General features: G+C 62.5%; 25 protein-coding genes and 2 pseudogenes. 11 read left to right on the plus strand and 16 right to left on the minus strand.

Annotated elements, in window-relative coordinates:
• Positions 1-3 precede the first annotated feature (3 nt).
• Both ACP15P_RS07975 and ACP15P_RS07980 read right to left on the minus strand, forming a co-directional pair.
• Positions 4-1,074 (minus strand): M48 family metallopeptidase, encoded by a 1,071-nt coding sequence (locus ACP15P_RS07975; RefSeq protein WP_424927936.1) that lies wholly within the window; start codon positions 1,072-1,074, stop codon positions 4-6.
• 10 nt (positions 1,075-1,084) lie between these two features.
• Positions 1,085-2,176, minus strand: a complete 1,092-nt coding sequence (locus ACP15P_RS07980; RefSeq protein ID WP_424927937.1) for a YjgN family protein — start codon at positions 2,174-2,176, stop codon at positions 1,085-1,087.
• 237 nt (positions 2,177-2,413) lie between these two features.
• Between ACP15P_RS07980 and ACP15P_RS07985 the strand changes: the two genes are divergently transcribed.
• The 3 genes from ACP15P_RS07985 (at position 2,414) to ACP15P_RS07995 (ending at position 5,392) form a co-directional block, all read left to right on the plus strand.
• Positions 2,414-3,298, plus strand: coding sequence for a lysophospholipid acyltransferase family protein (locus tag ACP15P_RS07985; protein ID WP_424927938.1), 885 nt, complete (start codon positions 2,414-2,416; stop codon positions 3,296-3,298).
• Between the two features lie 76 nt (positions 3,299-3,374).
• Positions 3,375-4,889: an Asp-tRNA(Asn)/Glu-tRNA(Gln) amidotransferase subunit GatB gene (gatB, locus tag ACP15P_RS07990; RefSeq protein WP_424927939.1), complete on the plus strand. Its 1,515-nt coding sequence runs from the start codon at positions 3,375-3,377 to the stop codon at positions 4,887-4,889.
• Between the two features lie 20 nt (positions 4,890-4,909).
• On the plus strand, positions 4,910-5,392 hold the full coding sequence (locus ACP15P_RS07995; protein ID WP_424927940.1) for a DUF4177 domain-containing protein: 483 nt from the start codon (positions 4,910-4,912) through the stop codon (positions 5,390-5,392).
• 13 nt (positions 5,393-5,405) lie between these two features.
• Here ACP15P_RS07995 and ACP15P_RS08000 read toward each other — a convergent pair whose 3' ends face one another.
• On the minus strand, positions 5,406-5,681 hold the full coding sequence (locus tag ACP15P_RS08000; protein ID WP_424927941.1) for a BolA family protein: 276 nt from the start codon (positions 5,679-5,681) through the stop codon (positions 5,406-5,408).
• Positions 5,682-5,776: 95 nt separating this feature from the next.
• On the opposite strand from ACP15P_RS08000, the gene ACP15P_RS08005 reads away from it, so the two are divergent.
• Entirely contained in the window at positions 5,777-6,439 is a 663-nt protein-coding gene (locus ACP15P_RS08005) for a DnaJ domain-containing protein (protein WP_424927942.1), read from the plus strand.
• 12 nt (positions 6,440-6,451) lie between these two features.
• Here ACP15P_RS08005 and ACP15P_RS08010 read toward each other — a convergent pair whose 3' ends face one another.
• From ACP15P_RS08010 to ACP15P_RS08025, 4 genes are read right to left on the minus strand one after another with little or no spacing between them, the layout of a single operon-like run.
• The gene (locus ACP15P_RS08010) at positions 6,452-7,705 is read right to left on the minus strand and encodes a molybdopterin-binding protein (protein WP_424927943.1); all 1,254 of its coding nucleotides are present in this window, start codon (positions 7,703-7,705) and stop codon (positions 6,452-6,454) included.
• Positions 7,702-8,199 carry a molybdopterin-guanine dinucleotide biosynthesis protein B gene (gene mobB, locus ACP15P_RS08015; protein ID WP_424927944.1) on the minus strand — a complete coding sequence of 166 codons (498 nt, stop codon included), beginning with the start codon at positions 8,197-8,199 and terminating at the stop codon, positions 7,702-7,704. The genes ACP15P_RS08010 and mobB overlap by 4 nt, the downstream gene beginning before the upstream one ends.
• Positions 8,196-8,813 carry a molybdenum cofactor guanylyltransferase MobA gene (gene mobA, locus ACP15P_RS08020; RefSeq protein ID WP_424927945.1) on the minus strand — a complete coding sequence of 206 codons (618 nt, stop codon included), beginning with the start codon at positions 8,811-8,813 and terminating at the stop codon, positions 8,196-8,198. Before mobA ends, mobB begins: the two co-directional genes overlap by 4 nt.
• Positions 8,810-9,706 carry a formate dehydrogenase accessory sulfurtransferase FdhD gene (locus ACP15P_RS08025; protein WP_424927946.1) on the minus strand — a complete coding sequence of 299 codons (897 nt, stop codon included), beginning with the start codon at positions 9,704-9,706 and terminating at the stop codon, positions 8,810-8,812. The genes mobA and ACP15P_RS08025 overlap by 4 nt, the downstream gene beginning before the upstream one ends.
• 65 nt (positions 9,707-9,771) lie before the next feature.
• On the opposite strand from ACP15P_RS08025, the gene ACP15P_RS08030 reads away from it, so the two are divergent.
• On the plus strand, positions 9,772-10,482 hold the full coding sequence (locus ACP15P_RS08030; RefSeq protein WP_424927947.1) for an AzlC family ABC transporter permease: 711 nt from the start codon (positions 9,772-9,774) through the stop codon (positions 10,480-10,482).
• Positions 10,479-10,802 carry an AzlD domain-containing protein gene (locus tag ACP15P_RS08035; protein WP_424927948.1) on the plus strand — a complete coding sequence of 108 codons (324 nt, stop codon included), beginning with the start codon at positions 10,479-10,481 and terminating at the stop codon, positions 10,800-10,802. Before ACP15P_RS08030 ends, ACP15P_RS08035 begins: the two co-directional genes overlap by 4 nt.
• Positions 10,803-10,808: 6 nt before the next feature.
• Here the strand turns inward: ACP15P_RS08035 and ACP15P_RS08040 are convergent, their stop codons facing one another.
• Positions 10,809-11,267, minus strand: a complete 459-nt coding sequence (locus tag ACP15P_RS08040; protein WP_424927949.1) for an Lrp/AsnC family transcriptional regulator — start codon at positions 11,265-11,267, stop codon at positions 10,809-10,811.
• Between the two features lie 142 nt (positions 11,268-11,409).
• Between ACP15P_RS08040 and ald the strand changes: the two genes are divergently transcribed.
• The gene (ald, locus tag ACP15P_RS08045) at positions 11,410-12,525 is read left to right on the plus strand and encodes an alanine dehydrogenase (RefSeq protein ID WP_424927950.1); all 1,116 of its coding nucleotides are present in this window, start codon (positions 11,410-11,412) and stop codon (positions 12,523-12,525) included.
• 11 nt (positions 12,526-12,536) lie between these two features.
• Here the strand turns inward: ald and mscL are convergent, their stop codons facing one another.
• From mscL to pheS, 4 genes are all read right to left on the minus strand, one after another.
• The gene (gene mscL, locus ACP15P_RS08050; protein WP_424927951.1) at positions 12,537-12,947 is read right to left on the minus strand and encodes a large-conductance mechanosensitive channel protein MscL; all 411 of its coding nucleotides are present in this window, start codon (positions 12,945-12,947) and stop codon (positions 12,537-12,539) included.
• Positions 12,948-12,983: 36 nt separating this feature from the next.
• On the minus strand, positions 12,984-13,439 hold the full coding sequence (locus tag ACP15P_RS08055) for a YtoQ family protein (protein ID WP_424927952.1): 456 nt from the start codon (positions 13,437-13,439) through the stop codon (positions 12,984-12,986).
• A 13-nt stretch (positions 13,440-13,452) separates the two neighbouring features.
• The gene (gene pheT, locus ACP15P_RS08060) at positions 13,453-15,858 is read right to left on the minus strand and encodes a phenylalanine--tRNA ligase subunit beta (protein ID WP_424927953.1); all 2,406 of its coding nucleotides are present in this window, start codon (positions 15,856-15,858) and stop codon (positions 13,453-13,455) included.
• A gap of 78 nt (positions 15,859-15,936) precedes the next feature.
• The gene (pheS, locus tag ACP15P_RS08065) at positions 15,937-17,001 is read right to left on the minus strand and encodes a phenylalanine--tRNA ligase subunit alpha (protein ID WP_481736472.1); all 1,065 of its coding nucleotides are present in this window, start codon (positions 16,999-17,001) and stop codon (positions 15,937-15,939) included.
• Between the two features lie 153 nt (positions 17,002-17,154).
• On the opposite strand from pheS, the gene ACP15P_RS08070 reads away from it, so the two are divergent.
• Complete coding sequence (locus tag ACP15P_RS08070; protein WP_424927955.1) at positions 17,155-18,063, plus strand: DnaJ C-terminal domain-containing protein; 909 nt, start codon at positions 17,155-17,157, stop codon at positions 18,061-18,063.
• Positions 18,064-18,138: 75 nt separating this feature from the next.
• On the opposite strand, the gene rplT is transcribed toward ACP15P_RS08070, so the two are convergent.
• The 3 genes and pseudogenes from rplT to ACP15P_RS08085 form a co-directional block, all read right to left on the minus strand.
• Positions 18,139-18,501 carry a 50S ribosomal protein L20 gene (gene rplT, locus ACP15P_RS08075; RefSeq protein ID WP_424927956.1) on the minus strand — a complete coding sequence of 121 codons (363 nt, stop codon included), beginning with the start codon at positions 18,499-18,501 and terminating at the stop codon, positions 18,139-18,141.
• Positions 18,502-18,514: 13 nt separating this feature from the next.
• Positions 18,515-18,715, minus strand: a complete 201-nt coding sequence (gene rpmI, locus ACP15P_RS08080) for a 50S ribosomal protein L35 (RefSeq protein ID WP_424927957.1) — start codon at positions 18,713-18,715, stop codon at positions 18,515-18,517.
• Positions 18,716-19,187: 472 nt separating this feature from the next.
• Positions 19,188-19,512, minus strand: a pseudogene (locus ACP15P_RS08085) (ParB/Srx family N-terminal domain-containing protein); the annotation flags it as partial.
• Positions 19,513-19,752: 240 nt separating this feature from the next.
• On the opposite strand from ACP15P_RS08085, the gene ACP15P_RS08090 reads away from it, so the two are divergent.
• Entirely contained in the window at positions 19,753-20,685 is a 933-nt protein-coding gene (locus tag ACP15P_RS08090) for a hypothetical protein (protein ID WP_424927958.1), read from the plus strand.
• Positions 20,686-20,692: 7 nt separating this feature from the next.
• Here ACP15P_RS08090 and ACP15P_RS08095 read toward each other — a convergent pair.
• A pseudogene (locus ACP15P_RS08095) lies at positions 20,693-21,385 on the minus strand (DUF932 domain-containing protein); the annotation flags it as partial.
• 496 nt (positions 21,386-21,881) lie between these two features.
• Between ACP15P_RS08095 and ACP15P_RS08100 the strand changes: the two are divergent.
• Complete coding sequence (locus tag ACP15P_RS08100; protein ID WP_424927959.1) at positions 21,882-22,904, plus strand: AraC family transcriptional regulator; 1,023 nt, start codon at positions 21,882-21,884, stop codon at positions 22,902-22,904.
• 65 nt (positions 22,905-22,969) lie between these two features.
• Positions 22,970-25,222: a ribonuclease R gene (gene rnr / locus ACP15P_RS08105; RefSeq protein WP_424927960.1), complete on the plus strand. Its 2,253-nt coding sequence runs from the start codon at positions 22,970-22,972 to the stop codon at positions 25,220-25,222.
• The last annotated feature ends 33 nt before the right edge of the window (positions 25,223-25,255 follow it).

Genomic DNA, 25,255 nt, shown 5'->3' on the forward strand with positions numbered 1-25,255 from the left:
CGCTCACCGCAGGTCGTCGATCTGCCGCTCGATGGCCTCCACGCGCTCGGCGCTGTTTGGATGGGTGCTGAGCCAGTCGGGCGGTGCGCCGCCCGGGACCGAAAGCCGGTCGAGGAACGTGGCGAGCCCGGCCGGATCATATCCCGCATCCTGGGCCAGGTTCACTCCAAAACGGTCGGCGGCCAGTTCGGCCTCACGGGAATTGGCGAGTGAGAGGATGAGGTTGCCCTCCAGCAGTATGTCTTCGATGACCGGGCCGGTGTCGCCGGCGAGGAAGGCCACGAGGACGAAGATGCCGAGGGAGCGGTAAACACTGCGCAGGCCGTGCTGCTCCACCACATGGCCGATTTCATGGGCGAGAACCCCGGCGAGGATGTCCCGCTGGCCGAAACGCCGGACGAAGTCGTCGGTGATGATGACCGTGCCGCCGGGCAGCGCGAAAGCGTTCGCGCCAATCGCGGGCATGCCGCGAAACTCAAGACTGTAACCGGTGGCCGCGCGGTCCTCTTCGGGTAGAGCGTCGACCAGGGCGGTGAAAATGCGATCGACCTCCTCCTGTTCAAGGCGTGGAAGTTCCGTGGGTTCGGCCATGACATAGTCGACGGAGGTCACGATGCCCCGGTCCATTTCCTCAACCAGCGCGGCCGGTGTCAGCCAGACCGCAAGTGCCACGAGAATGTCGAGCCCGTAGCGGTAAAGCAGCCATGCCGAGACGAGCACGGCCCCCACGATCACGGCCAGGTGCGGACCCCAGGTCTCCATGCGCTCCTGCAACACCGCCCCGGCATGGGTGGCAAGCTGGCTGATCGCGTGGCTGTCGCTGGTGTCGAAAACGGTGCCATCGGGGAAGGACACGCGGCGGGAGACCGGGTTGGTGGGGGGATCGACCTTTACCGCGGGCAGCGGCGCGCTGGTGATGATGGCACCGGAGGAATCGAGCACCTCAAGGGTTGTCGCTTCGGGTGCCGGGTGATTGCGGATCACGAGGCTGGCGTTCTCATGCGGCCGCGACTTCCCGGCCTCGAACGCGCGGCCCGTGGCAAGTTTTGTGGGTTTGGGGGTGTCGGCAGTCACTCGTCCGACCCTAGAACGCGACACCCAGATCCACGCCCTCAAGGTCGGTGAAGGCGTCACCAACCGCGGAGTTTGCGGCCTGCTGCGTTCCGACAAACTCGTCCACGGAGCCTTTGGGTACGGCATATGTATGGTCGGCGAGGTAGCGGGCCATACGGATCTGGGCCCAGGGGATCATCAGGCCTAGTGTACAGACAATCGCGACCACGTTGCTCATGACGATCCAGATGACCTCACGGGCGCGGATGTCGGAACGAAACCGGTGTTTGCCGTCCAATTCCGCCGCGTTCAGCACCGCGTTGCGCACCATGACGCCGTAGACGGTGAAAGCCGGAACTATGATGAGAAAGAAGAAACCGTAAACCGTCAGGACCTGTAGCACCTCGCGCCAGGCGGAGGGCACGGCCAGGTCGGGACTGGGCGTCGCCAGGTTGCTGTCTAGTTCGCTCACCACAATGACGCCGGCGGCGCCAAGCAGGACAATGGCGGAAATGGCGGCCGCAACCCAGAGGATGGCCTTCAGCAGCGCCACGTAGAACGGCTTTACGCCACTTTCCATTGAAAATTCGGCGGTTCCGAGCCTGTGGTTTTCGGTGATGAATTCCTGCTTGGCCTGGGTCACGAACGGATAGGTCGTAAACAACGTGAGCGCGGATAGAAGCGGGTACATGACGAAGACCAGGAAGGCCGACCAGGTCCGGCCGGTGAAGGCGAACCGCACGTTGGACCAGCTCGACATGCGGGCATTGAACGCCAGTGACCGCGTGATCAGCCACGGGATGGCAAAGACCAGCACGGCCGTCAGCAGCAGGGCCAGAGCGGGAATCGCCGAAAGGAACGAATAAAGAAAGAAACCCACAACCACGATGATGCGACCGATCAGAATCTGTTTGCCCGTGGCATGGTAGTCAAAATTCCGGTCGACGACCCAGGTGTTCTGGTAAAAATACCGCTTTCGGCGGACCTTCGCCCATGCCGAATAGATCCCCAGCGTCACAATACTGAGCAGAAGATTCACAATCCAGATCCCGAACCACTCGCGCGCAGTTCCAGTAAACCTGAAGTCTTTCAGCCCGGTGTCGCCCTGGGTGTCATTTTCCATAATCCGTTCCAAATTAAAGACATAAAATAATGGAGTATCCTATCGGGAAACATGCAAAAGACCAGTCCTTCGACGTCACTTTGATTAATCGCATTTTTTATGGAACAATTCGGCGGGCCGTGCGTTTGTCCGGTCATGTCTGATTTTACATTTGAGACCCGGGGGTGTGAAATGTCAGTCGTCAAACCTTCACAAACCTGACAGAATTCGGTCAGAAACGAAATCTAGCAACGCGCCATGAGAGACATCATAGATCAGCTTATTGAGGAACGTGCGGGCTGGCTGAGCCGAAGCGGTACGGGAGTTGCCGTCGCGCGTAACGTTCTGCGCCAGATGCTGGGCTATGAACGCACGGTTCGCATCGGTGAGCGGCTGGCCGCCATGCCAGGCACCGAGGTGATGGACACCGCCACACGGATGTTTACCCGCAATGTCGAGGCCACGGGGCTTGAAAACCTGCCGACAAGCGGCGCGTTTATCATTACGGCGAACCATCCCACGGGCATTGCGGACGGGCTTGCGCTCTACAATGCCATTGCGCCGCAGCGGCCCGACCTGTTTTTCTTTGCCAATTCCGACGCGCTGCGCGTGTTTCCGCAGCTTGACCGCTACCTGGCCCCCGTTGAGTGGCGCAAGGACAAGCGTGGGCACCGACAGAATCGCGAGACCATGATTTATGCCCATCGGGCATTTAAGGAGGGTCGTCCCTGCATCCTGTTCCCCTCGGGGCGACTTGCGAAGCGGCGCGGGCTGCGGCTGCATGAGCGGCCGTGGATGCCGTCCTGTGCGATGCTGGCGCGGAAGTTTGAGCTGCCCATCGTGCCGCTGCACATTACCGCGCGCAATTCGCTGCAGTTCTATCTGTTTGACATGATTCACCCGACCCTGCGGGACATTACGCTGTTCCACGAGGTTCTGAACAAAACCCGCCAGCCCTATCGCATCAAGATCGGAGAGCCGATTGATCCAGCGACCCTGCCATCGGGATCGGTGGAGGCCACGGAGGTTTTGCGGGACGCGACGCTCTCGCTTGGCGGTGAAGTCAGTGGCACGCAGAAGCTGTTGCGCCCCTCGTCCGGCAAGCGGCGGTCGCGACTTCGGCCTGGCCGGGTCGGGGTTTAATCCAACCGCGCCTTTTGCTGGACGCCGGTGGCCCCGGCATGTATGCAATCCACGCTTTTAAACGATGGATGGACGCATGGCCGAGCTTGCCTACAAAGAGCCCGCACCGAAGCTGATTGCCGGTGCGAAGGAGGACTGGGAACTCGTGATCGGGATGGAGGTCCATGCCCAGGTCAGTTCCAAATCCAAACTGTTTTCCGGAGCCTCGACCGAGTTCGGCTCCGACCCCAATACAAATGTGAGTCTGGTGGACGCCGCCATGCCCGGAATGCTGCCCGTGGTGAACGGGTTCTGCATCGAGCAGGCCGTGCGCACGGGCCTGGGGCTGAAGGCGAAAATCAACCTGTTTTCGCGGTTTGACCGGAAGAATTATTTCTATCCCGACTTGCCGCAGGGCTACCAGATCAGCCAGCTTTACCACCCCATTGTGGGCGAGGGCGAGGTTCTGGTGGACATGTCGCCGGGCATCGCGCGCAAGGTGCGGATCGAGCGCATTCACCTGGAGCAGGACGCGGGCAAGTCGATCCACGATCTCGACCCGTCCCTGAGCTTTGTCGACCTGAACCGGACGGGCGTTGCCCTGATGGAGATTGTATCCCGCCCGGACATCCGTGGACCGGAGGAAGCCGCGGAATACGTGCGCAAGCTGCGCCAGATCCTGCGCTATCTCGGCACCTGTGACGGGAACATGCAGGAAGGCTCCATGCGGGCGGACGTGAACGTGAGTGTCTGCCGTCCCGGGGATTACGAGAAATACCAGGCGACCCAGGATTTCTCGCATCTTGGTACGCGCTGCGAAATCAAGAACATGAACTCCATGCGCTTCATCCAGCAGGCTATTGATTTCGAGGCGCGGCGGCAGATCGCCATCCTGGAGGATGGCGGCAAGGTGGAGCAGGAAACCCGGCTCTACGACCCGAACAAGGGCGAAACCCGCTCCATGCGGTCGAAGGAGGAAGCGCATGACTACCGCTACTTCCCCGACCCAGATCTCCTGCCCGTCGAATTCGAGCAGGCCTGGGTGGATCAGATTGCCGCGAACCTGCCGGAAATGCCGGACGCAAAGAAAGCGCGGTTTGTGACCGAGTTTGGCATGACCGAGTATGACGCGGGCGTGTTGACGGCGGAAACCGCCTCCGCCGCGTATTTTGAAGCGGTGGCCGAGGGCCGCGACGGCAAGCAGGCGGCGAACTGGGTCATCAACGAGCTGTTTGGCCGGCTGAACAAGGAAGGCCACGGCATCAAGGACAGCCCGATCAACCCCACACAGCTTGGCGGTCTGATCGATCTGATTGCAAAGGGTGACATCTCGGGTAAGATCGCCAAGGAAGTCTTTGAGATCCTTTGGACCGAAGGCGGTGACCCGGCGGAGATCGTCGAGGCCCGTGGCATGAAGCAGGTCACGGATATGGACGCGATCGAGGCGATCGTCGATGAGATCCTCGCCGCCAATCCGGACAAGGTCACGCAGGCCCAGGAAAAGCCGTCCATGGCGGGCTGGTTCGTGGGTCAGGTCATGAAGGCGTCCCAGGGCAAGGCCAATCCAAAGGCCGTGAACGAACTGGTGCGGAGCAAACTCAACATCTCCTGACGGGATGCGGAAGGACTGGAATGGCGTATTTCGACTACAAGGTGGTCCCGGCACCACACCGGAGCAAAAAGGCCAAGGGAATCAGTGATCCTGCGGAACTGTTTGCGCTGACCCTGACCGATGCCATCAACGAGCACGCGCGGGATGGCTGGGAATACCTGCGGGCCGAGAACATGGCGACCCAGACCCCGCGCGGCTTCCTGAAACGCGCGACCGAGGAAAGCGTTGCCGTGCTGGTGTTCCGGCGGGAGCGTGCGGGGCTCGATCCGCAGCTTGAGGCGAGCCCGATGGCGCGCAACGTGCGGACGGAGAGTTTCTCCGCGCCATATGAACCGGCCGTGGAGGATGAACTGGACGGGGAAGAGCCCGCGCCATCGCACGGCAGTTACACCGACCGCGTGCAGGAGGCGGGTGTGCGCCGCCGGCAGCCGCCGGTGTCCTCGACCGAGACGCCCTCACCCCTGCGGCCCTCGCCCAAGCTGGGGCCCGTCACGCGGGACTGACGCCCCGGGGATTTCAGGTGCCAGAGAGATCGAGGGACAGGGCGTGGATGCGGTCCTGCAGTTCGGCCTCAAGCACTCTGTGAACCGACCGGCTGCGCTGAACCCTTGAAAGTTCGTTCAGTGCTGCCGATTTCATGACGATGCGAAAGTGGGTTTCACCGCCCTCACGCCAGCCGCCGTGGCCACGGTGCTGTTCGCTTTCGTCGATAATTTCGAGGTAATCCGGCGCAAAAGCCTCTGTAAGTTTTTGCTCCAGTGTGTCATACACACGCGCCCTGTTTTTGTTCATCTGCCCATCCGGTCAATCTGCGGGCTTGGCCAGCCCGATCAAACGTTTAATCTGTCCCGCCTGGGTATCCAAGTACGAAAGGATTCGGAATAATCATGCGGAAAAGTTCCCCCTTCGATTTCGACATATCCGTTTCCGCAGACAAGAAGCGGAGAGCCCGCGCCCGCGGCCGGTCCGGCGCCATTGAGACGTCCAGTCATAAATGCGCGCATCCCGACTGCGAGGAGGCGGGCAAGTTCCGCGCGCCGCGGTCCCCGGATCACCTGGACGAGTTTCTGTGGTTCTGTAAGAAACATATTCGCGAGTACAATCTGAAATGGAATTTCTTTGAAACCAGTTCGGATGCCGACCTGGAGAAGCAGTTTGCCTCAGACCGGGTCTGGGAGCGCTCGACAAAGCCGTTTGCCGAATCCGTAAACCAGCACAAAACCCATCAGCATACCGAGGGCCGCGCCTGGCAGCGGTTTGGCCTGGATGATCCGATGGAACTGCTTGGCGAAATGGGCACGATGAACCCGGGCAACGATCCGTCAAGGGGTCGTCCGCGCCGACGTCTGCCCGCAACCGAACGCCGGGCGCTGGATATTCTGGAGGCGAACGACGCCCAGACCAAGCCGGAGATCCGCAAGCTCTACAAAGCGCTGGTCAAGGACCTGCACCCGGACATGAACGGCGGGCGGCGTGACGACGAGGCGCGCCTGAACGAGGTTGTCTGGGCCTGGGACCAGATCAAGAGCAGTCGCAACTTCCGCGACTGACCGGGAACCCGGTCAGAGACCGAATTCGGAAAAGGGAATGTAGCGGACCCGGTCACCGGGTCTGACCTCCCGTGCGCCGTCCTCAAGCTCCACCAGCCCCTGCGCCCAGGACAGCCCGGACACCCGGCCCGAGCCCTCGGACGGGAACACCTCGACATGACCATCCGGACCGATACGCGCCCGGAGAAACTCGCGGCGGCCCGGTTTCTTGTTTTTTGAAAACCCGGCGGGGAGCATGTAGCCCTGCGGCGTCAGCCAGTCCGCCCCGCCCAGACGAAACAGCGCGGGCCGGGCGAAAATCAGCGCACAGACAAAGGCCGCCACCGGATTCCCTGGAAGGCCGAAGACTGGAAACCCGCTCCACATGCCCAGCGCCAGCGGGCGGCCGGGTTTGACGGCAATGCGCCAGGTGTTCAGGCTGCCGCGTTCGCGGAGGGTTTTGGAAACGTGATCCTCATCGCCCTGTGACGCGCCGCCGCTGGTTAAAACCGCGTCAGTGGTGTCAATGGCGCAGTCCAGCGCCTCCGCCACCAGCGCCCCGTCATCGCGCACATGGCCCAGATCGACAGGCTCCATGTTCCAGGCACGCACAAGATCCATGAGCATCGGGCGGTTGGCGTCAAAGGTCATGTGCGGTTTCGCATGCCGACCCGCCGGCACGACCTCATCTCCGGTCGACAGAACCCCGACACGGAGCCGCCGCCTGACACGGACCTGGGCGATCCCCGTGGCGACACCCGCACCGATTTCCGTTGAGCGGATGATCGTGCCCGCCGGGAAAATGCCCTCGCCCGCTTTTTTGTCCTCACCGGCCGCGCGGGTGTTCGAGCCAGGCTTAACGCGTCCGGGGATATGGACGTGGCCATCGGCTACGGTCACGTCCTCCTCCAGCACCACGGTATCGACACCGGGGGGCACCAGCGCGCCCGTGAGGATGCGGATGGCCGAGCCTGGCGGCACGGTGCCGCGGAACGGCACACCGGCGGCGGCGCGTCCTTCCACGAGTGGCAGGGTGAAACTGTTGGCGCGGGGGTCTAAAGCCTCATGGGCAAATCCGTAGCCATCGACGGCGGAATTCGCACCGGGCGGATGGCTGCGGAGGGCCAGCACATCCCGCGTGGCGATGCGCCCGCCCGCCTCGGACAGAGGTATGATTTCCTCGTCCTCAATGGGTGTGATCGCATCCCGCAGGCAGGAAAGCGCGTCATCCACCGGAACCCAGTCAACGCCGGGAGGAAGGGCAAAACAGTCATTGCGCAGGTTCATTGCAGCCCCACATGCGCGAGAATGAAATCGGTGATGCCACTGACATCGTTCAGGTCCAGCACCGGCACGCCGGGGTCGGGCAACGGGCCGTCCGAGGCGATGGCGCGAATGGCCGGATCGGAGGGCGCGATGGGAGCCTGGGCGGTTTCCGCGCGGCGGGCCTCAATCTTGTCGTGGGGCCAGGTTTTGTAGCCCTCAACGATGACGATATCCACCGGCTGAAGCTGAGCGAGCAGGTCATCAAGCCCCGGCTCCGCCGCGTCGCGAAGTTCCGTCATCAGCGCCCAGCGGTTGGAGGATGCCACGAGGACCTGCCGCGCGCCCGCCTCACGGTGGCGATAGCTGTCGCGGCCAGGCTGGTCGACATCAAAGCCGTGATGGGCGTGTTTGACGGTGGAGACGGAGAAACCGCGCGCCGCAATTTCGGCCACGACTTTTTCCACCAGGGTGGTCTTGCCGGAGTTTTTCCATCCGGTGATGCCAAATACCTTCACGCCCCCTCCGCATCGAGCATTTCGCCGGCTTTAGCCAGGTCGTCGGGAGTATTAATGTTGAAAAACGGATCGGTCGAGCGGTCATGGAAAATCGCACGGGCGCAGCCATGGGGTTCCGTCCAGGCCACGACCTTGCGCAGACCGCCCTCCAGCGCCTGTCGCAGGTCGTCGCGCAGATCGACGGGCCAGAGACCAAAGGTCGGGTGCCGGTCCAGACGGTCGCCCTCCCCCGGGGTCATGGCCATGGCAAGCGGACTTTCATCCGCGACCCTGGCGGTGCGCAGGGCAATTACGTAATCGGTTGGGAAAAACGGCGTGTCGGCGGCGGCGGTGACGATGTGATCCGCGCCCTGCCCCGCGGCCCAGTCCATCCCGGCCAGCACACCCGCGAGAGGCCCGGCGTAGCCCTCGATGCTGTCAGGGAAAACCGGCAGGCCAAAGTCGGCAAAACGTGCGGCATCGCCATTTGCGTTCAGACCCAGCAGGTCCACCTGCGGCCGAAGCCGGTCGATGACGTGGCCCAGAATGGGACGGCCGCCCAGGGGCAGCAGGCATTTGTCGCCACCGCCCATGCGGCGCGAGAGCCCACCGGCGAGGATCACACCGGCGATCATTCGTCCGGCCCCGCGGATTTGCGCCGGGATTTAGCGGGTTCATCCGCCACCGATGCTAAGTCGGCATCGCGCACAATGCGCTCGGCGCCCGAGAGGCAGACGTAACGCCGCCCGCGCATGCGGCCCACAAGCGTGAGCCCCACCTGACGGGCGATTTCGACGCCCCAGGCGGTGAAACCGGAACGGCTGACCAGGGCGGGGATACCCATCAGCGCGGTTTTGATGACCATCTCCGATGTCAGGCGACCGGTGGTGTAGAGCAGCTTGTCCGCCGTCTTGACGCCTTCCAGCACGGTCCAGCCCGCGATTTTGTCGACGGCGTTGTGGCGGCCCACATCCTCCATATAGACGAGCGGCCGGTTGCCTCGGCAGAGCACCGTGCCGTGGATCGCTCCGGCCTCGAGGTAGAGACTCGGTGTGGTGTTGATCTCCTTTGCCAGGGAATAGAGGTCGGAGGTGCGGATGGTCGCTTCGGGCAGCGTCAGGCCCTGAAGCCCCTCCATCACATCGCCAAAAACCGTGCCAACGGCGCAGCCCGACGTTCGGGTTTTGCGGCTGAGTTTTTCCTCGTAATCCGTGGCGCGTTCGGTGCGCACGACGACCGTCTCGACCTCCTCATCGAAATCGATGCCGGTGATCACGTCGTCGGGCAGCAGCATGCCCTGATTGCGCAGATAGCCAACGGCCAGGTATTCCGGGTGGTCGCCGATGGTCATGGCGGTAACGATTTCCTGCCGGTTTAGGTAGATCGTCAGGGGCCGTTCCTCGACCACACGCAGGGAGACCTCCTCCCCCTCATGGCTGATGCCGGTGACCTCGCGGGTCAGTTTTGAACTGGCGGGTTCCGGAGCAATCAGATACCGGTTGTCCATCACAATGAGCCGTTTTTCCATTCGAACAGAGACGGCAAGATAACCAGGACAGACGCCCGGTAACAGGGCAAAGGACAGCTGGAACAATGCGATCGACAACCGACCGGTCAGCCTTCTTTTCCGGGTTGCGGGCCTGCGCGCCCTTTATCCTCGTGGTGGTTCCTTTCGGCATGCTCTTCGGCGTTCTGGCCAGTGAGGCCGGGTGGGATCTGGTGCAGATTCTGGCGATGGGTTTCCTCGTCATCGCGGGCGCGTCGCAGTTTGCGGCGCTGCAGCTCATTGGCGAACAGGCGCCGTTTCTGATCATTCTGGCCACGTCGCTTGCCGTGAACCTGCGCATGGCCATGTATTCAGCCTCAATCGCGCCGCATATTGGACCGGCCCCGCTGTGGCAGAGGGCGCTGGCCGCCTACATGCTGACCGACCAGACTTACGGCGTTGCCATCAACCACTACACCATGCACCCGAATGAGCCAGTGACGCGCAAGGTGGCTTATTTCTTCGGGGCGATCACCGCGATCTGTCCCGCCTGGTATGCCTCAACCCTGGCGGGGGCCGTTGTGGGTCAGGCGATCCCGGAAGAGTTTGCGCTCGATTTCGCCATACCGATTACCTTTATCGCGCTCTTTGCACCCGCGTTGCGCAGTCTGCCGCATCTGGTGGCGGCGGTCGTGTCGATTGTCGTGGCGCTCAACCTGGCTTGGATGCCCTATAACCTCTGGATGCTGGTCGCGGCGGCGGTTGCCATGGTGGCGGGTGCGCTGACCGAGGTCTGGCTGGAAAGGCGGGCGGCATGAATGACACCCTGATCTGGTCCGTTATTGTCGCGCTTGGGATCGGCACCTATCTGATCCGGTTTTCCTTCATCGGGATCATTGGCGACCGGGAACTGCCCTCATGGATTTTACGCCTGTTGCGCTATGTGCCGGTGGCGGTGATGCCGGCTCTGGTCGCGCCTCTGGTGGTCTGGCCTGAGGCCACGGGGGGTGAGCCGGATCTGCCGCGCATTCTGGCGGCCTCCGCGGCCCTGGTGGTGGGCGCGTGGCGGCGCGATGCGCTGGCCTCGATCATCGCGGGAATGGCGGTGCTGTACCTGGCGCTGTGGCTGCTGGGCTAGGAATTATCAAAGCGGCAGGGCGGTGGTCTCAACAACCGTGCGCAGGGCGAAACTGGAATGCATCTGCGCCACACCGGGCAGGCGCGCGAGATGCTGACGGTGGATGCGGGCGAAGTCCTCGCTGTCCCGGGCCACGACCTTGAGCAGGTAATCCGCCGTCCCGGCCATGAGGTGACACTGAAGCACGTCGGGCACCCGGGCAACGGCCTTCTCGAACGCGTCGAGGATCTCGTCGGACTGGCCGGACAGCGTGATTTCCACGAAAACGGTGGTGCGGCGGTCAACGGAGCGGGCGTCGAGCAGAGCCACATACTGGCGGATGATGCCGCTTTTCTCCAGGCGCTGAACCCTGCGGTGGCAGGCGGAGGGGGACAGGGCGACCTCGTCGGAAAGCTCCTGGTTGGATATGCGACCCCTCTGCTGAAGCAGGTTGAGAATTCGGCAATCCAGCACATCCAAAGCCATTGGCACAATTTTCCCGCGTAAATTTGGCAATCATCGAAGATTCTTCACACACGCTTACGTTCCGGGACAGGTTTTCGCAAACACTTCCTGCTTTGCCCGCGTTACCGTGAAATATCGAACCTTTTTCAACAGGAGAGACTCAATGCGCATTGGCTGCCCCAGAGAGATCAAAAACCAGGAATACCGCGTCGGCATGACCCCGGCCGCGGCACGGGACGCGGTCGCTGCAGGGCATGAGGTGGTGATCGAAGCCGGTGCGGGTGTCGGAGCGGGCTTTGCCGACGAGGATTACACCGCCGCGGGCGCGTCCATTCTCGACACGGCCGAAGAGGTTTTCGAGACGGCGGAAATGGTCGTGAAGGTCAAGGAACCCCAGGCGGAGGAGCGCGCGCGGCTTCGCGAGGGGCAGATCCTGTTCACCTATCTCCATTTGGCGGCCGACCGGCCCCAGACCGAGGATCTGATGAAAAGCGGCGTCACCGCCATTGCCTATGAGACGGTCACGGACCGGGCGGGCGGTCTGCCGCTGCTTGCGCCGATGTCCGAGGTCGCGGGGCGCCTCGCGCCGCAGGTTGGGGCCTGGACCCTGCAAAAGGCAAATGGCGGCCGCGGTGTCCTGATGGGCGGCGTGCCGGGGGTTGGCCCGGCGAAAGTGGCGGTGATTGGCGGCGGCGTCGTCGGCACCCATGCGGCCCGGATCGCGGCGGGCATGGGCGCGGAGGTGACGGTGCTCGACAAGTCCCTGCCCCGGATGCGCTATCTCGACGACGTGTTTGGCTCGACCTTCCGGGTGCGCTATGCGTCGGGCGAAAACACCGAGGAACTGGTGGCGGAAAGCGACATGGTGATCGGGGCGGTTCTTATCCCTGGCGCGGCGGCCCCGAAACTCGTCACGCGCGAACAGCTCGGCTCCATGAAGCCCGGCGCCGCGATTGTTGACGTGGCGATCGACCAGGGCGGATGCTTCGAGACCTCAAAAGCCACGACCCATGACGATCCGATCTATGAAGTGGACGGGATCATGCATTACTGCGTGGCGAATATGCCGGGCGCGGTGGCGCGGACGTCGACGATTGCTCTGGGGAATGCGACGATGCCGTTCATGCTGGCCATTGCCAACAAGGGCTGGAAGCAGGCCTGCGCGGATGATCCGCATCTGCTGGCCGGTCTGAACACCCATGCGGGGCATCTGACCTATGAAGCGGTCGGTCGGGCGCTCGACATCGAGGTCAGCGCGCCCGCCGATATGGTGGGATAAGCCCTACGGCGTCAGGACGGGGCCTGCTGGTTTTTCATCAGGTCCCGGATTTCGGCCAGAAGCTGCTCGGAGCTTGGGGCATCGGGCTCCTTGGGTTCCGGCTCGGTGACCTCTTCCATGGCCATTTCCTTCATCCGGTTCACACCCTTGACCAGAAGGAACACAACCCAGGCGATGATGAGGAACTTGATCACGGCATTGATGAAGTTGCCGTACATGAACGAGGCGGCATTGTCGCCCTCACCGAAACGGATCATGTGGCTGGAAAAATCAACGCCCCCGGTGAACAGACCGATCAGCGGGTTCACCAGATCATCGACCAGCGAAGTCACAATCGCCGTGAACGCGGCCCCCATGATGATACCCACGGCCATGTCCATGACATTGCCCCGCGCGATGAAATCCTTGAATTCCTTGAGCATGCTTTCAAACCCTCCTGCAGAAATGCTCTTTTCCGGTCAGCCGGGAAGCTGACCGGTCTCAACATAAACCAGCATCTGAACAACCTGCTCCGGGGTTTCCGCAACGGCGAGTGCCGCGGCATCGACTTCCTTGAGCGCATGCTGGTGGTCGGGCCCGTGCAGTACGATCAGCGACTTGCCCAGAGCCGCCGCCATTCCGGCGTCAAAGGCCGCATTCCACTGTTTGTATTTCTCGCCAAAGCGCACAACGACCACATCCGCGTCGGCTATGCCCTTGCGGGTGCGGATGGCGTTAAGTTTGGCACCCTTGTGATCGTGCCAGAACTTGTCCGACTCACCCCCCAGGATCGCAACACCGCAGTCGTCGGATGCGTCGTGATCCGTAACGGGTGCTGAAAAACTGACGTCGAGACCGGCGGCTTTCACACCGGCCTCAATCTCGTCACGCCAGTCGGTATGAATTTCGCCGGAAAGATAAACTTTCAATGTCACGACGGCCCCCTTTTTACTGTCGCAATACTCCGCCGGTAGATTTTTCGACCGCGGACACCACCTTTTTGGAAATGTCACCAATTTCCGCATCGGTCAACGTTGCGGAGACCGGTTGCAGCCGGATGGAGACGGCCAGCGATTTTTTGCCCGTTCCCATCTGGGCCTCGGCCCGCTCGCCGGAGAAAACGTCAAACACGGACGCATCGGCAATCAGCTTCTTGTCCGCACCGCGCACGGCTTTCAGCACGTCCTCCGCCTCGACCTGGGCATCCAGAACGAACGCAAAATCACGCTCGACCGGTTGCAGGTCATGCAGGCTCAAAGCTTGGCGGGTCGCACCGCTCTGACGGGGGAACGGAATGGATTCGAAGAACACGGTGAAACCAACCGCCGGTCCCTTCACATCCATGGCGTTCAGAACGCGCGGATGGATCTCACCGAAAATCGCCAGCACGTTTTTGGGACCAAGACACAGCATCGCGTGCCGACCCGGGTGCCACCACTCGCGGGCATCACGGCGGGTCATGAGTTTCGCTGGCGCGCCCAGACGGGACAGAACCGCCTCCACATCCGCCTTGGCGTCATAGAGATCAACGGGACGGCGGGCGCCATGTGGGTCGCGCGGTCCGGTGTGACCGGTCAGAAGGCCGGACGCCAACAGATGCTGCTCCCCCGGCTCGCCACCGTGGAACGCATAGCCGACCTCAAACAGCGCCAGGTCGGAATAGCCACGGGCCTGATTGCGGGCCGCGGCCTGCAAAAGACCGGGCAGAAGCGCGGGGCGCATGTGGCTCATCTCGCTGGAGATCGGGTTTTCCAGCCGCATGTTGTCCTCACCGCCCCCGAACAGCGCCGCGGAGGCCTGGTCGATGAAGCTGTAGGTCACGCATTCATTGTAGCCCAGCGCCGCGATCTGGCGACGGGCGGCGAATTCGCGTTTCTGCATCGGGGTCTGGACCTGGCCCGCCACGCCCGCGGGGCGCTTCATCGGCTGGCTTTCCAGCTGGCTCAGCGAGACGACGCGGGAGACCTCCTCCACGAGATCGGCCTCGCCCTGTACGTCCGGACGCCAGCCGGGAACGGCCACATCGAGCGTGTCACCGGCGTCGGTCACGCCAAATCCAAGCGCGGTCAGGATGCGGGTCTGCTCGTCCCGGGCCACATCCATGCCCACCAGTTCCGACACACGGGCCGGACGCAGGGAATAGCTGCGCGAATGGTCGGGCACGTCACCGGCCACGAAAATGTCGCTGGGCTCGCCACCGCAGAGATCGAGGATCATCTTGGTCGCGAGTTCCATGCCGTGCTGCGTGAAGGCCGGGTCGATGCCCCGCTCAAACCGGTAACGCGCGTCGGAATTGATGCGTAGACGCCGACCGGTGCGGGCGGTGCGGGTCGGATCGAACCAGGCGGCCTCGACAAAGACGTTGGTCGTCTCATCGGTGCAACTCGACGCCAGACCACCCATGATGCCGCCGATCCCCTCGGGGCCGTTATCGTCGCAGACCAGCGTCTCGGAACCGTCGAAGGTGTATTCCTTTTCGTCCAGCGCCACGAGTTTTTCACCCGGGCGGGCCAGACGCACGGTGATCGCGCCATGAACCTTGTCCGCGTCAAACACGTGCAGCGGGCGCGCGCGGTCGTAGGTCAGGTAGTTGGTGATGTCCACAAGCGCGGAAATCGGGCGCAAACCGATGGCCTTCAGCCGGTCCTGGAGCCACTGGGGCGAGGGTCCGTTTTTGACGTTGCGAATGAGACGCCCCGTGAAAAGCGGACAGGCCTCGGTCGCCACATCAGGCGCGAGATAGACGGGTTTCGGACAGGGTTCGTTGCCCTTGACCGGCTCAATCTCGGGCGTGATGACCTTGCCCAAACCACGGGCCGCCAGGTCGCGGGCAATACCGGCTACGCCCAGCGCATCGGGGCGGTTCGGCGTAATCGCAATCTCGATCACCGGATCGGAGGGGAACAGGTCCAGGTACTTCTGACCGACCTCAGCCGAGGGGTCGAGTTCGATGATGCCGTCATGCTCGTCGGACAGTTCCATCTCCCGCTCGGACAGCATCATGCCGAAGCTCTCGATGCCGCGGATCTTGCCGACCTTGATGGTGGTATCAATGCCGGGGATGTAGTCGCCGGGCGAGGCGATGACGACCTTGATGCCGGCCCGTGCGTTGGGCGCGCCACAGATGATCTGCTTCTCACCATCCGCCGTCGCAACACGGCAAACCCGCAGCCGGTCCGCATCCGGGTGCTGTTCGGCCTCAAGCACGTGACCCACGGTAAACGGTGCCAGTGCCTCGGAGGGATCGGTGACGCCCTCCACCTCCATGCCAAGATCGGTCAGCGCATCCGTGATCGTCTCAAGATCAGCGGTGGTGTCCAGATGCTCTTTGAGCCAGCCAAGCGTGAATTTCATGTCGGAGTCCCGGTGTGACGTCGGTGCAGTGTTGAGACCAGGCCTGCGTGCCTGGGAAGAAAGGCGGCCGGAGCGGTGTTAAACACCGCCGCGCAGCGTGGGCACGTCAAGCGCGCCAAATCCATAGTGGCGCAGCCAGCGCAGGTCGCTGTCGAAGAAGGCGCGCAGGTCGGGGATGCCGTATTTCAGCATCGCGATCCGGTCGATGCCCATGCCAAAGGCAAAGCCCTGCCATTCATTGGGATCAACGCCCGCGGCCTTCAAGACCTTGGGGTGAACCATGCCTGAGCCGAGCACCTCGAGCCAGTCATCGCCCTGCCCCACCCGGACCTGGCCGTCGACCCATTCGCACTGGATGTCGACCTCCGCCGAGGGTTCCGTGAACGGGAAATAGGACGAGCGGAACCGGGTTTTGACGGAAGTTCCAAAGAACGCGGAGAAAAACTCCTCCAGGACCCATTTCAGGTTCGCCATGTTGATGTCGCGGTCGATGGCCAGGCCCTCGATCTGGTGGAACATCGGTGTGTGGGTCTGGTCATAATCGGACCGGTAGACGCGTCCGGGTGCAATCACGCGGCAGGGTGTGCCGTGGGCCTCCAGATGGCGGATCTGCACCGGCGAGGTGTGGGTGCGCAGCACGTTCGGTGCGGCGTTGGAGCCTTCGGCCCGGGCCATGTAGAACGTGTCCATCTCCTGACGGGCGGGATGCTCGGGGGAGATGTTCAGCGCATCGAAATTGTAGAAATCGGTCTCGATCTGCGGGCCTTCGGCGACGGAGAAACCAAGGTCGGCAAAGATCGTCGTGACCTCCTCGGTCACCTGGGAAATGGGATGTACGCTGCCCTGGCGGGAGGGGCGCGCGCCGAGCGTTACATCCGCCCATTCGGTCGCGAGCCGGGCGTCGAGGGCGGCGGCGGCCAGCCGGTCCTTTGCTTCCGTGATCGCGTCATTCAGGGTGTTTTTGAGCGCGTTGAGCGCCGGTCCGGCCGTTTTGCGTTCCTCCGGCGACATCTTGCCCAGCGAGCGCATCAGCAGGGAGACCTCTCCCTTTTTGCCGAGAGCCGCGAGACGCACGTTCTCGAGCGTTGCCTCGTCCGCCGCGCCGCCGATTTCATTCAGATACCTGTCGCGAAGGTCGGCTATCCCGTCCATGTCCGCATCCCGTTTAAGTCAAATTTCCGCGCAGACGCCTATCACAAGCCCCGTCAATTGCAAGCGGATCACCCTTTGGGACGTTGACATTATGATATCCCGCACCAAAATCACGGTTTAACCCGAATTCATACGGACACCCTCATGCAACCAAACCCCTACGCGGCCCTTGGCGTGTCAAGGGATGCCAGTCAGGAAGAGATCAAGAAAGCCTACCGGAAGATCGCCAAGGAATCCCACCCGGACCTGAAGCCCGACGACCCGAAGGCAGAGGCGAGATTCAAAGCCGCAACAGTCGCTTACGAGATTTTGGGAGACAAGGACACGCGGGCCAGATTTGACCGGGGCGAGATCGACGAGACCGGCCAGGAAAAGGGGCAGCAGCGGTTCTATCGCCAGCACTCGGGTCGCGAGGGCTCCGCCTTTTCGCGCGGTGCTGGGCCGGAGGATGTGGGGGACTTCTCCGACCTGTTCCGCGAGATGTTCGGGCAGACGCGCCAGTGGGGTGGCGGGCGTCAGGCCCAGGCGAAAGGTCAGGACCGCAAGCTGAACATGACGGTCGGTTTTCTCGACGCGGTTCTCGGCGGAACGCGGCGGCTGACACTGCCGGGGGGTGGGACGCTGGACGTCAAAATTCCGCAGGGTCTGACTGACGGGCAGACCATCCGGTTGCGGGGCAAGGGGTCGCCGGGCGTGGCCGGAGGGTCGCCGGGGGATGCTCTGATCACGGTGGCGGTGTCGAAGCATCCGGTGTTCCGCCGGGAGGGCGAGGACATCCATGTGGAGCTGCCCATCCGGCTCGATGAGGCGGTGCTGGGCGCGAAGGTGGAGGTGCCGACGGTAACGGGCAAGGTCGCCCTGAACATCCCGCCCCGGGCCAGCAGCGGTCAGGTCCTGCGGCTCCGTGGACGGGGTGTGGCGAAGGGCGACAAAAAGGGCGACCAGCTGGTGTCGCTTAAAATCGTTTTACCTGACGAGGCGGATGAGGATCTCACCAGGGTCATGGAAAAATGGCGCGAAACGAAGACCTGGAACCCGCGCCAGGACATGTGAGAAAATCACCATGCCGCAACGCAAAACGCCCCGGACATCCGGGGCGTTTTTTCGTTTCCGAAAACCGGTTGAGGCTTACGCCAGAGCGGCCTTGGCCTGGTCCACGATGGAGTTGAACGCATCGGGTTCATGCACGGCCAGATCGGCCAGAACCTTGCGGTCGACCTCGATACCGGCAGTGCTCAGACCGTTGATAAATTTGGAATAAGTCAGCTCGGCATCATGGGCGCGGACAGCGGCATTGATGCGCTGGATCCAGAGCGCACGGAAGTTGCGCTTGCGGACCTTGCGGTCGCGGGTCGCATACTGCTGCGCCTTGTCGACGGCCTGTTTTGCGGTGCGGAAGTTCGTCGAACGGGCGCCGTAGTAACCGGAGGCCTGTTTGATGACTTTACGGTGACGGGCGTGGGTTTTCACACCACCTTTTACGCGTGACATGTTTCAGGCCTCCTTAGCGGCTGTAGGGCATGTAGGATTTAACGATCTTCGCATCCGCATCGGACAGGGTCGTGGTGCCCCGTGCCTGACGGATGAACTTGTTGGACCGTTTAATCATGCCGTGCCGCTTGCCGGCCTGGGCGGCCAGTACGCGGCCGGAAGCCGTTACCTTGAAACGCTTTTTCGCGCTCGACTTTGTCTTCATCTTGGGCATTTCCAGCTCCTTGTCAGGATTGGTGTTGAGGCACGACTCGGCAGCCCTTTTGAGCCGGCGCGCCAGTGAAGCGTGGCTTATAGGGGGGCCACCCCGCCCGGTCAAGTACCCTGTGCGGCCCGTGCGAAACAGGTCATTTGAGTGTCCCAATTGGCCAGGCAGGTGGCGCAGATCTGCAAAGATTTGGCACAGATTGTGAATCAAATGGCACAGATTGCACGGGGTTTTTCCAAAACGGGGGGTTTTTGGGTGGGGTTTTGCGGTGAATGGTGCGGCCGGGGGCCATGGGTCTGTAGGCGCTAGAACAGGTCGAACCACCGCTTCTGGAGAGTCGTTCGAGAGCGGTTTGGATGGGTGGCGACGCTGCGGATTAAGCGGCCAATCGATGAACGTCAGCTTTAGCTCACGACGCTTCTCTACCCATCGCTTGGGAGGGACGGAACTGGTCGAGCGGGTGTAGCGGCACGCGCTAAACACTCTCGGCGAACCCGTCTTTGCGGACGATGCAGGGCACCAGCGCGGTCTTGTTCATGCGCTTCTGCTTTACGAGCAGCTCCAGCGCCCGGAACCGCCGCCTGCCGGCGGGGATCGTGTACATGCCGGTCTCGGCGCCGCTGTCGTCCAGCACGGGCCGCACGGTGATGGAGCTGAGCAGCGTCCGCCGCGCGATGTCCTCGGCCAGTTCCTCGATCGACACGCCCGCCTTGACGTGGCGCACGTTCGACTGGCTGAGCATCAGCTTGCCCAAAGGGAATGTCGCGCGAGGCGCTGAGGGTGATCTTCTGTTGCTTGGTCATCGGGGTTCTCCACGACGGGCCAGCCGGGAGCCACTCTCTCGACCTCCAAACCCGTCACGGAAAACCCGGCACCCCTCTCACTCTAGTAACCGTGCAATCATTCATTACGGGCCGGAGCACGCCGCCGTCGCGGCACACCTAGAAAGGTTGCTTGGGCTGAGACAGAAATGGCAAGTTGCGCGCGTTTACTTGATCATGGATCCTTGGCAACGCCATCGGTGTATCCAGAGGAAACCCAACATGACCAACCAAGTCAGAACAATTGCACGAATGATGGCATTCTGCGCTTTAGGCTTGGTTGTATTGATATGGTACTCACCCGCCGATTGGCTGGCTCGCGTTCTTTTTGAAAGTGGCAAGGTAGACGCTTCCGACTATATTCTTGGGAGACGATTTCTTTTTGACTTCACTTCCACTTTGTGGATGACAATGTTGGCTGCTGCCCTCTTGTTCGGGCGAGCAGTTATTTCTCCGATCGAACAGCGACCTCCACATGCAACGATAGCATTTCGGCTGATTGACGTTGCTTGGTATCTTGGAGCAGCAACAGCTGCAGCCATTGCCTTCGCACAAATTGAAATAGAGAGTGCTGCACCCAACGCGGAGCGAACGCGGGAACTTCAGAATCAAACTCAGGAAAGGTTGTTCTTGGTTCACAAGGAGGCTTTCGCTTATTGCGCTAACGATCTCCCGGAGATTTCTTTGTCTGAAGCCTCCCGAGGCGTACGTTTGGCATACGATCTGATTCCACGATTCTGCGCAGAACAAGATTGGGAAAGTTCTGGGGGACCGCTTTTTCACGAGGTCCCCATCGAAACAACCTGCGAAGGCGTCGCCATCGAACTACCTCCCTTCATGAGAGGCCGAGGTTACCGTCAAGCACGTAGCGAGAGGCTGGGAATAGATGATGGCCTTCTATCCATGCCTGAGGTTTTTGAAGCAGTAAGCCGTGTGCGAGAGTTTTGTTATCTTGCGAAGCGACTGGATGAAAACGCCCGATTGTTCCGAATCTATTCAGCTTTGGAGCGCACCAGTCAAACTATCAGTCAAACTGAGCAAGCAGCTAGCTACATTCGATTTGTTGCAGTGCTCATTGGGCTGAGACTATTTCGTGCAATTGTCGAGAGTTTGGATGAAGTGAGGCGCGCTCGCAGGAGGATCAAGTCGAATTGAGTGCTGGCTAAACTGCAGCCTTCTCCAACAGCGCCTTAGCCTTCCCCTCCATCACCAGCCGCGCATCCTGCTGCGGCTTCGACCGGTCCGTCGCCGTGATCCTCTGCACGAGGTCGAACACGATCTCGGGCGGGCGGCCTTCTTCGGCCAGAACCGTCTCGACGATCCGCCCCGTCTCCGCCTTCGAAAACCCGCGCTTGCGCAGGAAGTCCTCACGATCCTCGTCCGACCGCGCGACGATCTTCTCGCGCGCGGCTCGGATGCCGTCGATGAAGGGCGCAGGCGAGGACTCGGCGAAGCGGCTCAGCGCCGGGGCGGCCTCGTGGGCGAAGCGGGAGGCGGCGTATTTCGAATGCCGGATGGTGATCTCCTGGAAGTCCTCGGCGCCCCACAGGTTTCGGTTCTGGCAGACGGCGCGGAGGTAGAAGCTGGCGATGCCGAGCGTCTTGGCGCCCACCTCGGAATTCCAGCAATAGAACCCACGGAAGTAGAGGTCGGGCGAACCATCGGGCAGCAGCCCCGCCTCGATCGGGTTCAGGTCATCGACCAGGAACAGAAACACGTCGCGGTCGGAGGCGTAGGGCGTCGTCGTCTCCTTCGTCACATCCACGCGCGGATTGTAGATGCCGGTCGACCAGTCGAGCACGCCCGGCACCTTCCGGTGCTCGTCGCCCGTGCCGTTTTCGGCAATGCGTTTCAGTACCGGGCATTCGCTGCGCCGCGTCATATCGGTAGTTTGGCCCCGACGCCATCATTGCGCTCCGAGACCGTTTCGCGGTTGCAGAGCAATCAGCCCCATATTCCAACCCGTTAACCGTTAGCGGGGAGCCGTGACTGCGTCGGGCCGGGGGTGGCGTGCGGGACGCCGGGGTGGCGCGGTTTTATGGTGGAGTGTGCTTCTTTCGGTTGATCGTGGGGGCGAAGTTGACGGGCGCCGGCCCTTTGGGTCCGGACCGGCGCAGGCGCGGCGGGGCTGAAGCCCCTTTGTTCCGTGCCTGGGTGGTTTTTGCGATGGGGTCGATTTGAAATCCCTCCCCCGTTGCGCCCCCGCCCAAACCCGCGAACGCTGAACCGGCGCGGGCGGTGTGTTATGAATTTTGACAGGCGCGGGATGTATGACTGGCCCCCTTTGGGGCTCCGTCCGGGGATTTGCGGGCGGAGCGGGATGCGGATTTCAGACATATCGGGCGTTTATTATGACACCAGCCAGGAACAAATTTGTGCTTGAACGGCACTGGCCCCGGACCCTGCGGGATTACGGGGTGGAGGGGACCGATCTTCTGGCCCATGCGGGGTTGAGCCCTGGGCTGTTTTCGGAAGGGGATGTGCGGCTGACACAGGACGCCTATTTCCGGCTGTGGCGGAGTTTTGAGGGGTTTGTGGATGAGCCGGCCTTTCCCGTGCTGCTGGGGCGGCAGGTGGAATACGTGCCGTTTGATCCGTTGGTTTTCGCCTGGATCAGCTGCCGCAACATTGAGGAGGGGCTGCACCGGATGGCGCGGTTTTATCCGGTGCGCGGGCCGATGCGGCTGGTGGTGACCGGGCTTGAGGACGGGGTTCGGGCGGAGATTGCGGGGCTTAAGGACAATCCGCCGGGCTCGCTCATTGCCACTGAGCTGGTGACGGTGACGCATCTGGCGCGGATGGCGACGCGGTTTACTTTTGCGCCGCGGCGCGTGGTGTCGCATGTGGCGGTGCCCGATCCAACCATGTTCGAGATTTATTTCGGCGTGCCGGTTGAGGAAGGCGAGGTCAGCGGCATCGAGTTTGATCGCGAGGATGCGGCGCGGCCTTTCCTGACGGCAGGGCATCCGATGTGGCGAAAGTTCGATCCGGGGCTGCGACCGCGTCTGTCGGAGCTGCGCAGCGGGACGGAGATGGGGCCGAAGGTGCGGTCGATCATCGCCGCCGGGCTGGCCGCGGGGCGCGACACGGTTGAGGAGGTGGCGGAGGTTTTGTCCCTGCCCGTCCGGTCGGTGCACCGCAAACTGCGCTCCGAGGGCAGCCAGTTTCGCGAGGAACTGCTGGCGGTGCGGCAGGGATTTGCGCGGCATTACCTGGAGAAAACGGAGTTGCGGATGGATGAGATTGCCAATCTGCTGAACTTTTCCGGCAGTGCGGGTTTTGTGCGCGCCTTCACCGGCTGGACCGGCCTGTCACCGGAGGCGGTGCGGGCGCAGGCCCAGGCGGGGGACCGTATTGAGGATGGCGGGGAATAGCCGCGTGGCACGGGGCAAAAATTTTCCCCGTGCCACGGCCCCCTCTGCCGTGCTAGGCGGGCCAAATGAACAGAGCACCATCCCAGCAGGAAATCCTCGATTTTCTCCGTGAAAACCCCACCCGAAGCGGCAAGCGGGAGATCTCCCGTGCGTTCGGTCTGAAAGGGGCTGCGAAAATTGAGCTGAAACAGACGCTTGCGCAAATGGCGCGGGACGGGCTGATTGAAAAGCATCGGCGCAGGGTGCGTCCGGCGGGGGAACTGCCACCGGTGCTGGTGCTCAAGGTTGTGGGTGCGGATGCGGATGGCGATCTGTGGGCGGAGCCCGCGCAGTGGGAGGATGAGACCCCGCCGCCGCGCATTCTGCTGCTCGCGAGCGCCAAGCACACGGCGCCTGGCCCCGGTGACCGGGTGCTGGGGCGTCTGACGGAGAGTGAGGGCGACGGGCCGAAAACCGCGAAGATCATCCGGCGGATTGGCAGTGGTCCGAGGCGGATCCTGGGGATTTTCCGGGAGACCGGCGACGGCGGCCGCATTGAGAATATCGACAAGAAATCCGACCGGGACTGGGCCGTGGCGCCTGGGGCTACCGGGGGAGCCAGGGATGGCGAACTGGTGGAGGCCGAGCAGGCGGGACCGGCGCGTGGTCACGGGCTGCCACGGGCGCAGGTTATCGAACGGCTGGGCGATCCGATGGCGCCGCGGTCGTTCTCGCTCGTGGCGATCCATCAGCATGGCATTCCGGTTGAGTTTTCCGAGGGGGCGCTGGAGGAAGCGGAGGCGGCGGAGCCTGCGGCACTGGGCGAGCGCGAGGATCTGCGGGAGCTGCCGCTCATTACCATTGACCCGGAGGATGCGCGGGATCACGACGATGCGGTTTATGCGCATGCGGATGACGATCCGGCCAATCCCGGCGGTCATGTGGTCTGGGTGGCAATCGCCGATGTGGCCCATTATGTGCGGCCGGGATCGAAGCTTGATGCGGAGGCGCTGAAGCGGGGGAATTCGACCTATTTCCCCGACCGGGTTGTGCCGATGCTGCCCGACCGGCTGTCGGGGGATCTGTGTTCGCTGCATGAGAATGTGGACCGGGCGTGTATTGCGGTGCGCATGGTGCTCGACCGGGACGGAACCAAGATCAGCCACCGGTTTACGCGGGGCATGATGCGGTCCCATGCCAGCCTCACCTATACCGAGGCGCAGAACGCGGCGGATGGCAAACCGGATGCGGCGGCTGAGGCGCTGGCCGACACGGTGATCCGGCCGCTCTGGGCGGCATGGGAAGCGGCGCACTCGGCCCGCGAGCGCCGGGAGCCGCTGGATCTTGATCTGCCCGAACGTAAAATCGTGCTGTCGGATGAGGGCAAGGTGACCTCGGTGGCATTTCGCGACCGCATTGACGCGCATCGGGTGATTGAGGAGTTCATGATCCTCGCCAATGTGGCGGCGGCCGAGGCGCTGGAAGGCAAACGCATTGGGTTGCTTTATCGTGTGCATGAGGAACCCAACGCGGAAAAGCTCGACGCGCTGCGGGAGACCGCCGCGACGGTGGGTCAGACTTTGGCCAAGGGACAGGTTCTGAAAACGGCGCATCTCAACCGGTTGCTGAACGGGGTGGCCGGGACGGAGTTTGCGGAGATGATCAATCTCAGCGTGCTGCGGTCGATGACCCAGGCCTATTACGCGCCGGAGAATTTCGGGCATTTTGGTCTGAACCTGCCGAAATATGGTCATTTCACCTCGCCGATCCGGCGGTATGCAGACCTGGTGGTGCACCGGGCGCTGATCCGCGCTCATGGCTGGGGCCGCGACGGGCTGACGCCGGAGGAGGAGGAAAATCTCGTCGAGACGGGCGAGCACATCTCCAACACTGAACGCCGCTCGATGCTGGCGGAACGGGATACCAATGACCGGTATTTGGCCGCGTATCTGGCGGATCGTGTGGGCTCGGAGTTTGAGGGCACGATCTCGGGCGTGGCGCGGTTCGGGCTGTTTATCCGGCTTGATGAGACCGGGGCGGACGGGCTCATTCCGATCTCGGCCATCGGGACGGAATATTTCACCTGGGACGCGGAGCAGAACACGCTCACGGGGGAGAAATCCCGCCGGGTTCTGGGGCTGGGGCAGCAGGTTGTGGTGCGTCTGCAGGAGGCCATGCCGATCACGGGCGGGCTGCTGTTTGAACTACTTGAGGTTGAGGGGCGCAAAATGCCGACACCGCCTTCGGGGCGGGGGCGCGGCACGCCCCGGCGCAGGGTCGTGCGGGCCAGGAAAAAAAGGGCGGTGGACGCAAAACGTGACCGGCGAAAACGCCGCTGAGGGGATCATTCCTCTTTCAATCCGATTCCCCCA

The organism is Amaricoccus tamworthensis, from assembly GCF_049800875.1.
In the GTDB taxonomy this organism is placed as follows: Bacteria; Pseudomonadota; Alphaproteobacteria; order Rhodobacterales; family Rhodobacteraceae; genus Amaricoccus; species Amaricoccus tamworthensis.

Bases quoted from the DNA above. Each gene is read 5' to 3' on its own strand.
- ACP15P_RS07980 (WP_424927937.1), bottom strand. From the start codon at position 2,176: ATGGAAAATGACACCCAGGGCGACACCGGGCTGAAAGACTTCAGGTTT.
- ACP15P_RS07985 (WP_424927938.1), top strand. From the start codon at position 2,414: ATGAGAGACATCATAGATCAGCTTATTGAGGAACGTGCGGGCTGGCTG.
- gatB (WP_424927939.1), top strand. From the start codon at position 3,375: ATGGCCGAGCTTGCCTACAAAGAGCCCGCACCGAAGCTGATTGCCGGT.
- ACP15P_RS07995 (WP_424927940.1), top strand. From the start codon at position 4,910: ATGGCGTATTTCGACTACAAGGTGGTCCCGGCACCACACCGGAGCAAA.
- ACP15P_RS08000 (WP_424927941.1), bottom strand. From the start codon at position 5,681: ATGAACAAAAACAGGGCGCGTGTGTATGACACACTGGAGCAAAAACTT.
- ACP15P_RS08005 (WP_424927942.1), top strand. From the start codon at position 5,777: ATGCGGAAAAGTTCCCCCTTCGATTTCGACATATCCGTTTCCGCAGAC.
- ACP15P_RS08010 (WP_424927943.1), bottom strand. From the start codon at position 7,705: ATGAACCTGCGCAATGACTGTTTTGCCCTTCCTCCCGGCGTTGACTGG.
- mobA (WP_424927945.1), bottom strand. From the start codon at position 8,813: ATGATCGCCGGTGTGATCCTCGCCGGTGGGCTCTCGCGCCGCATGGGC.
- ACP15P_RS08025 (WP_424927946.1), bottom strand. From the start codon at position 9,706: ATGGAAAAACGGCTCATTGTGATGGACAACCGGTATCTGATTGCTCCG.
- ACP15P_RS08030 (WP_424927947.1), top strand. From the start codon at position 9,772: ATGCGATCGACAACCGACCGGTCAGCCTTCTTTTCCGGGTTGCGGGCC.
- ACP15P_RS08035 (WP_424927948.1), top strand. From the start codon at position 10,479: ATGAATGACACCCTGATCTGGTCCGTTATTGTCGCGCTTGGGATCGGC.
- ACP15P_RS08040 (WP_424927949.1), bottom strand. From the start codon at position 11,267: ATGGCTTTGGATGTGCTGGATTGCCGAATTCTCAACCTGCTTCAGCAG.
- ald (WP_424927950.1), top strand. From the start codon at position 11,410: ATGCGCATTGGCTGCCCCAGAGAGATCAAAAACCAGGAATACCGCGTC.
- mscL (WP_424927951.1), bottom strand. From the start codon at position 12,947: ATGCTCAAGGAATTCAAGGATTTCATCGCGCGGGGCAATGTCATGGAC.
- pheT (WP_424927953.1), bottom strand. From the start codon at position 15,858: ATGAAATTCACGCTTGGCTGGCTCAAAGAGCATCTGGACACCACCGCT.
- ACP15P_RS08070 (WP_424927955.1), top strand. From the start codon at position 17,155: ATGCAACCAAACCCCTACGCGGCCCTTGGCGTGTCAAGGGATGCCAGT.
- rplT (WP_424927956.1), bottom strand. From the start codon at position 18,501: ATGTCACGCGTAAAAGGTGGTGTGAAAACCCACGCCCGTCACCGTAAA.
- rpmI (WP_424927957.1), bottom strand. From the start codon at position 18,715: ATGCCCAAGATGAAGACAAAGTCGAGCGCGAAAAAGCGTTTCAAGGTA.
- ACP15P_RS08090 (WP_424927958.1), top strand. From the start codon at position 19,753: ATGACCAACCAAGTCAGAACAATTGCACGAATGATGGCATTCTGCGCT.
- ACP15P_RS08100 (WP_424927959.1), top strand. From the start codon at position 21,882: ATGACACCAGCCAGGAACAAATTTGTGCTTGAACGGCACTGGCCCCGG.
- rnr (WP_424927960.1), top strand. From the start codon at position 22,970: ATGAACAGAGCACCATCCCAGCAGGAAATCCTCGATTTTCTCCGTGAA.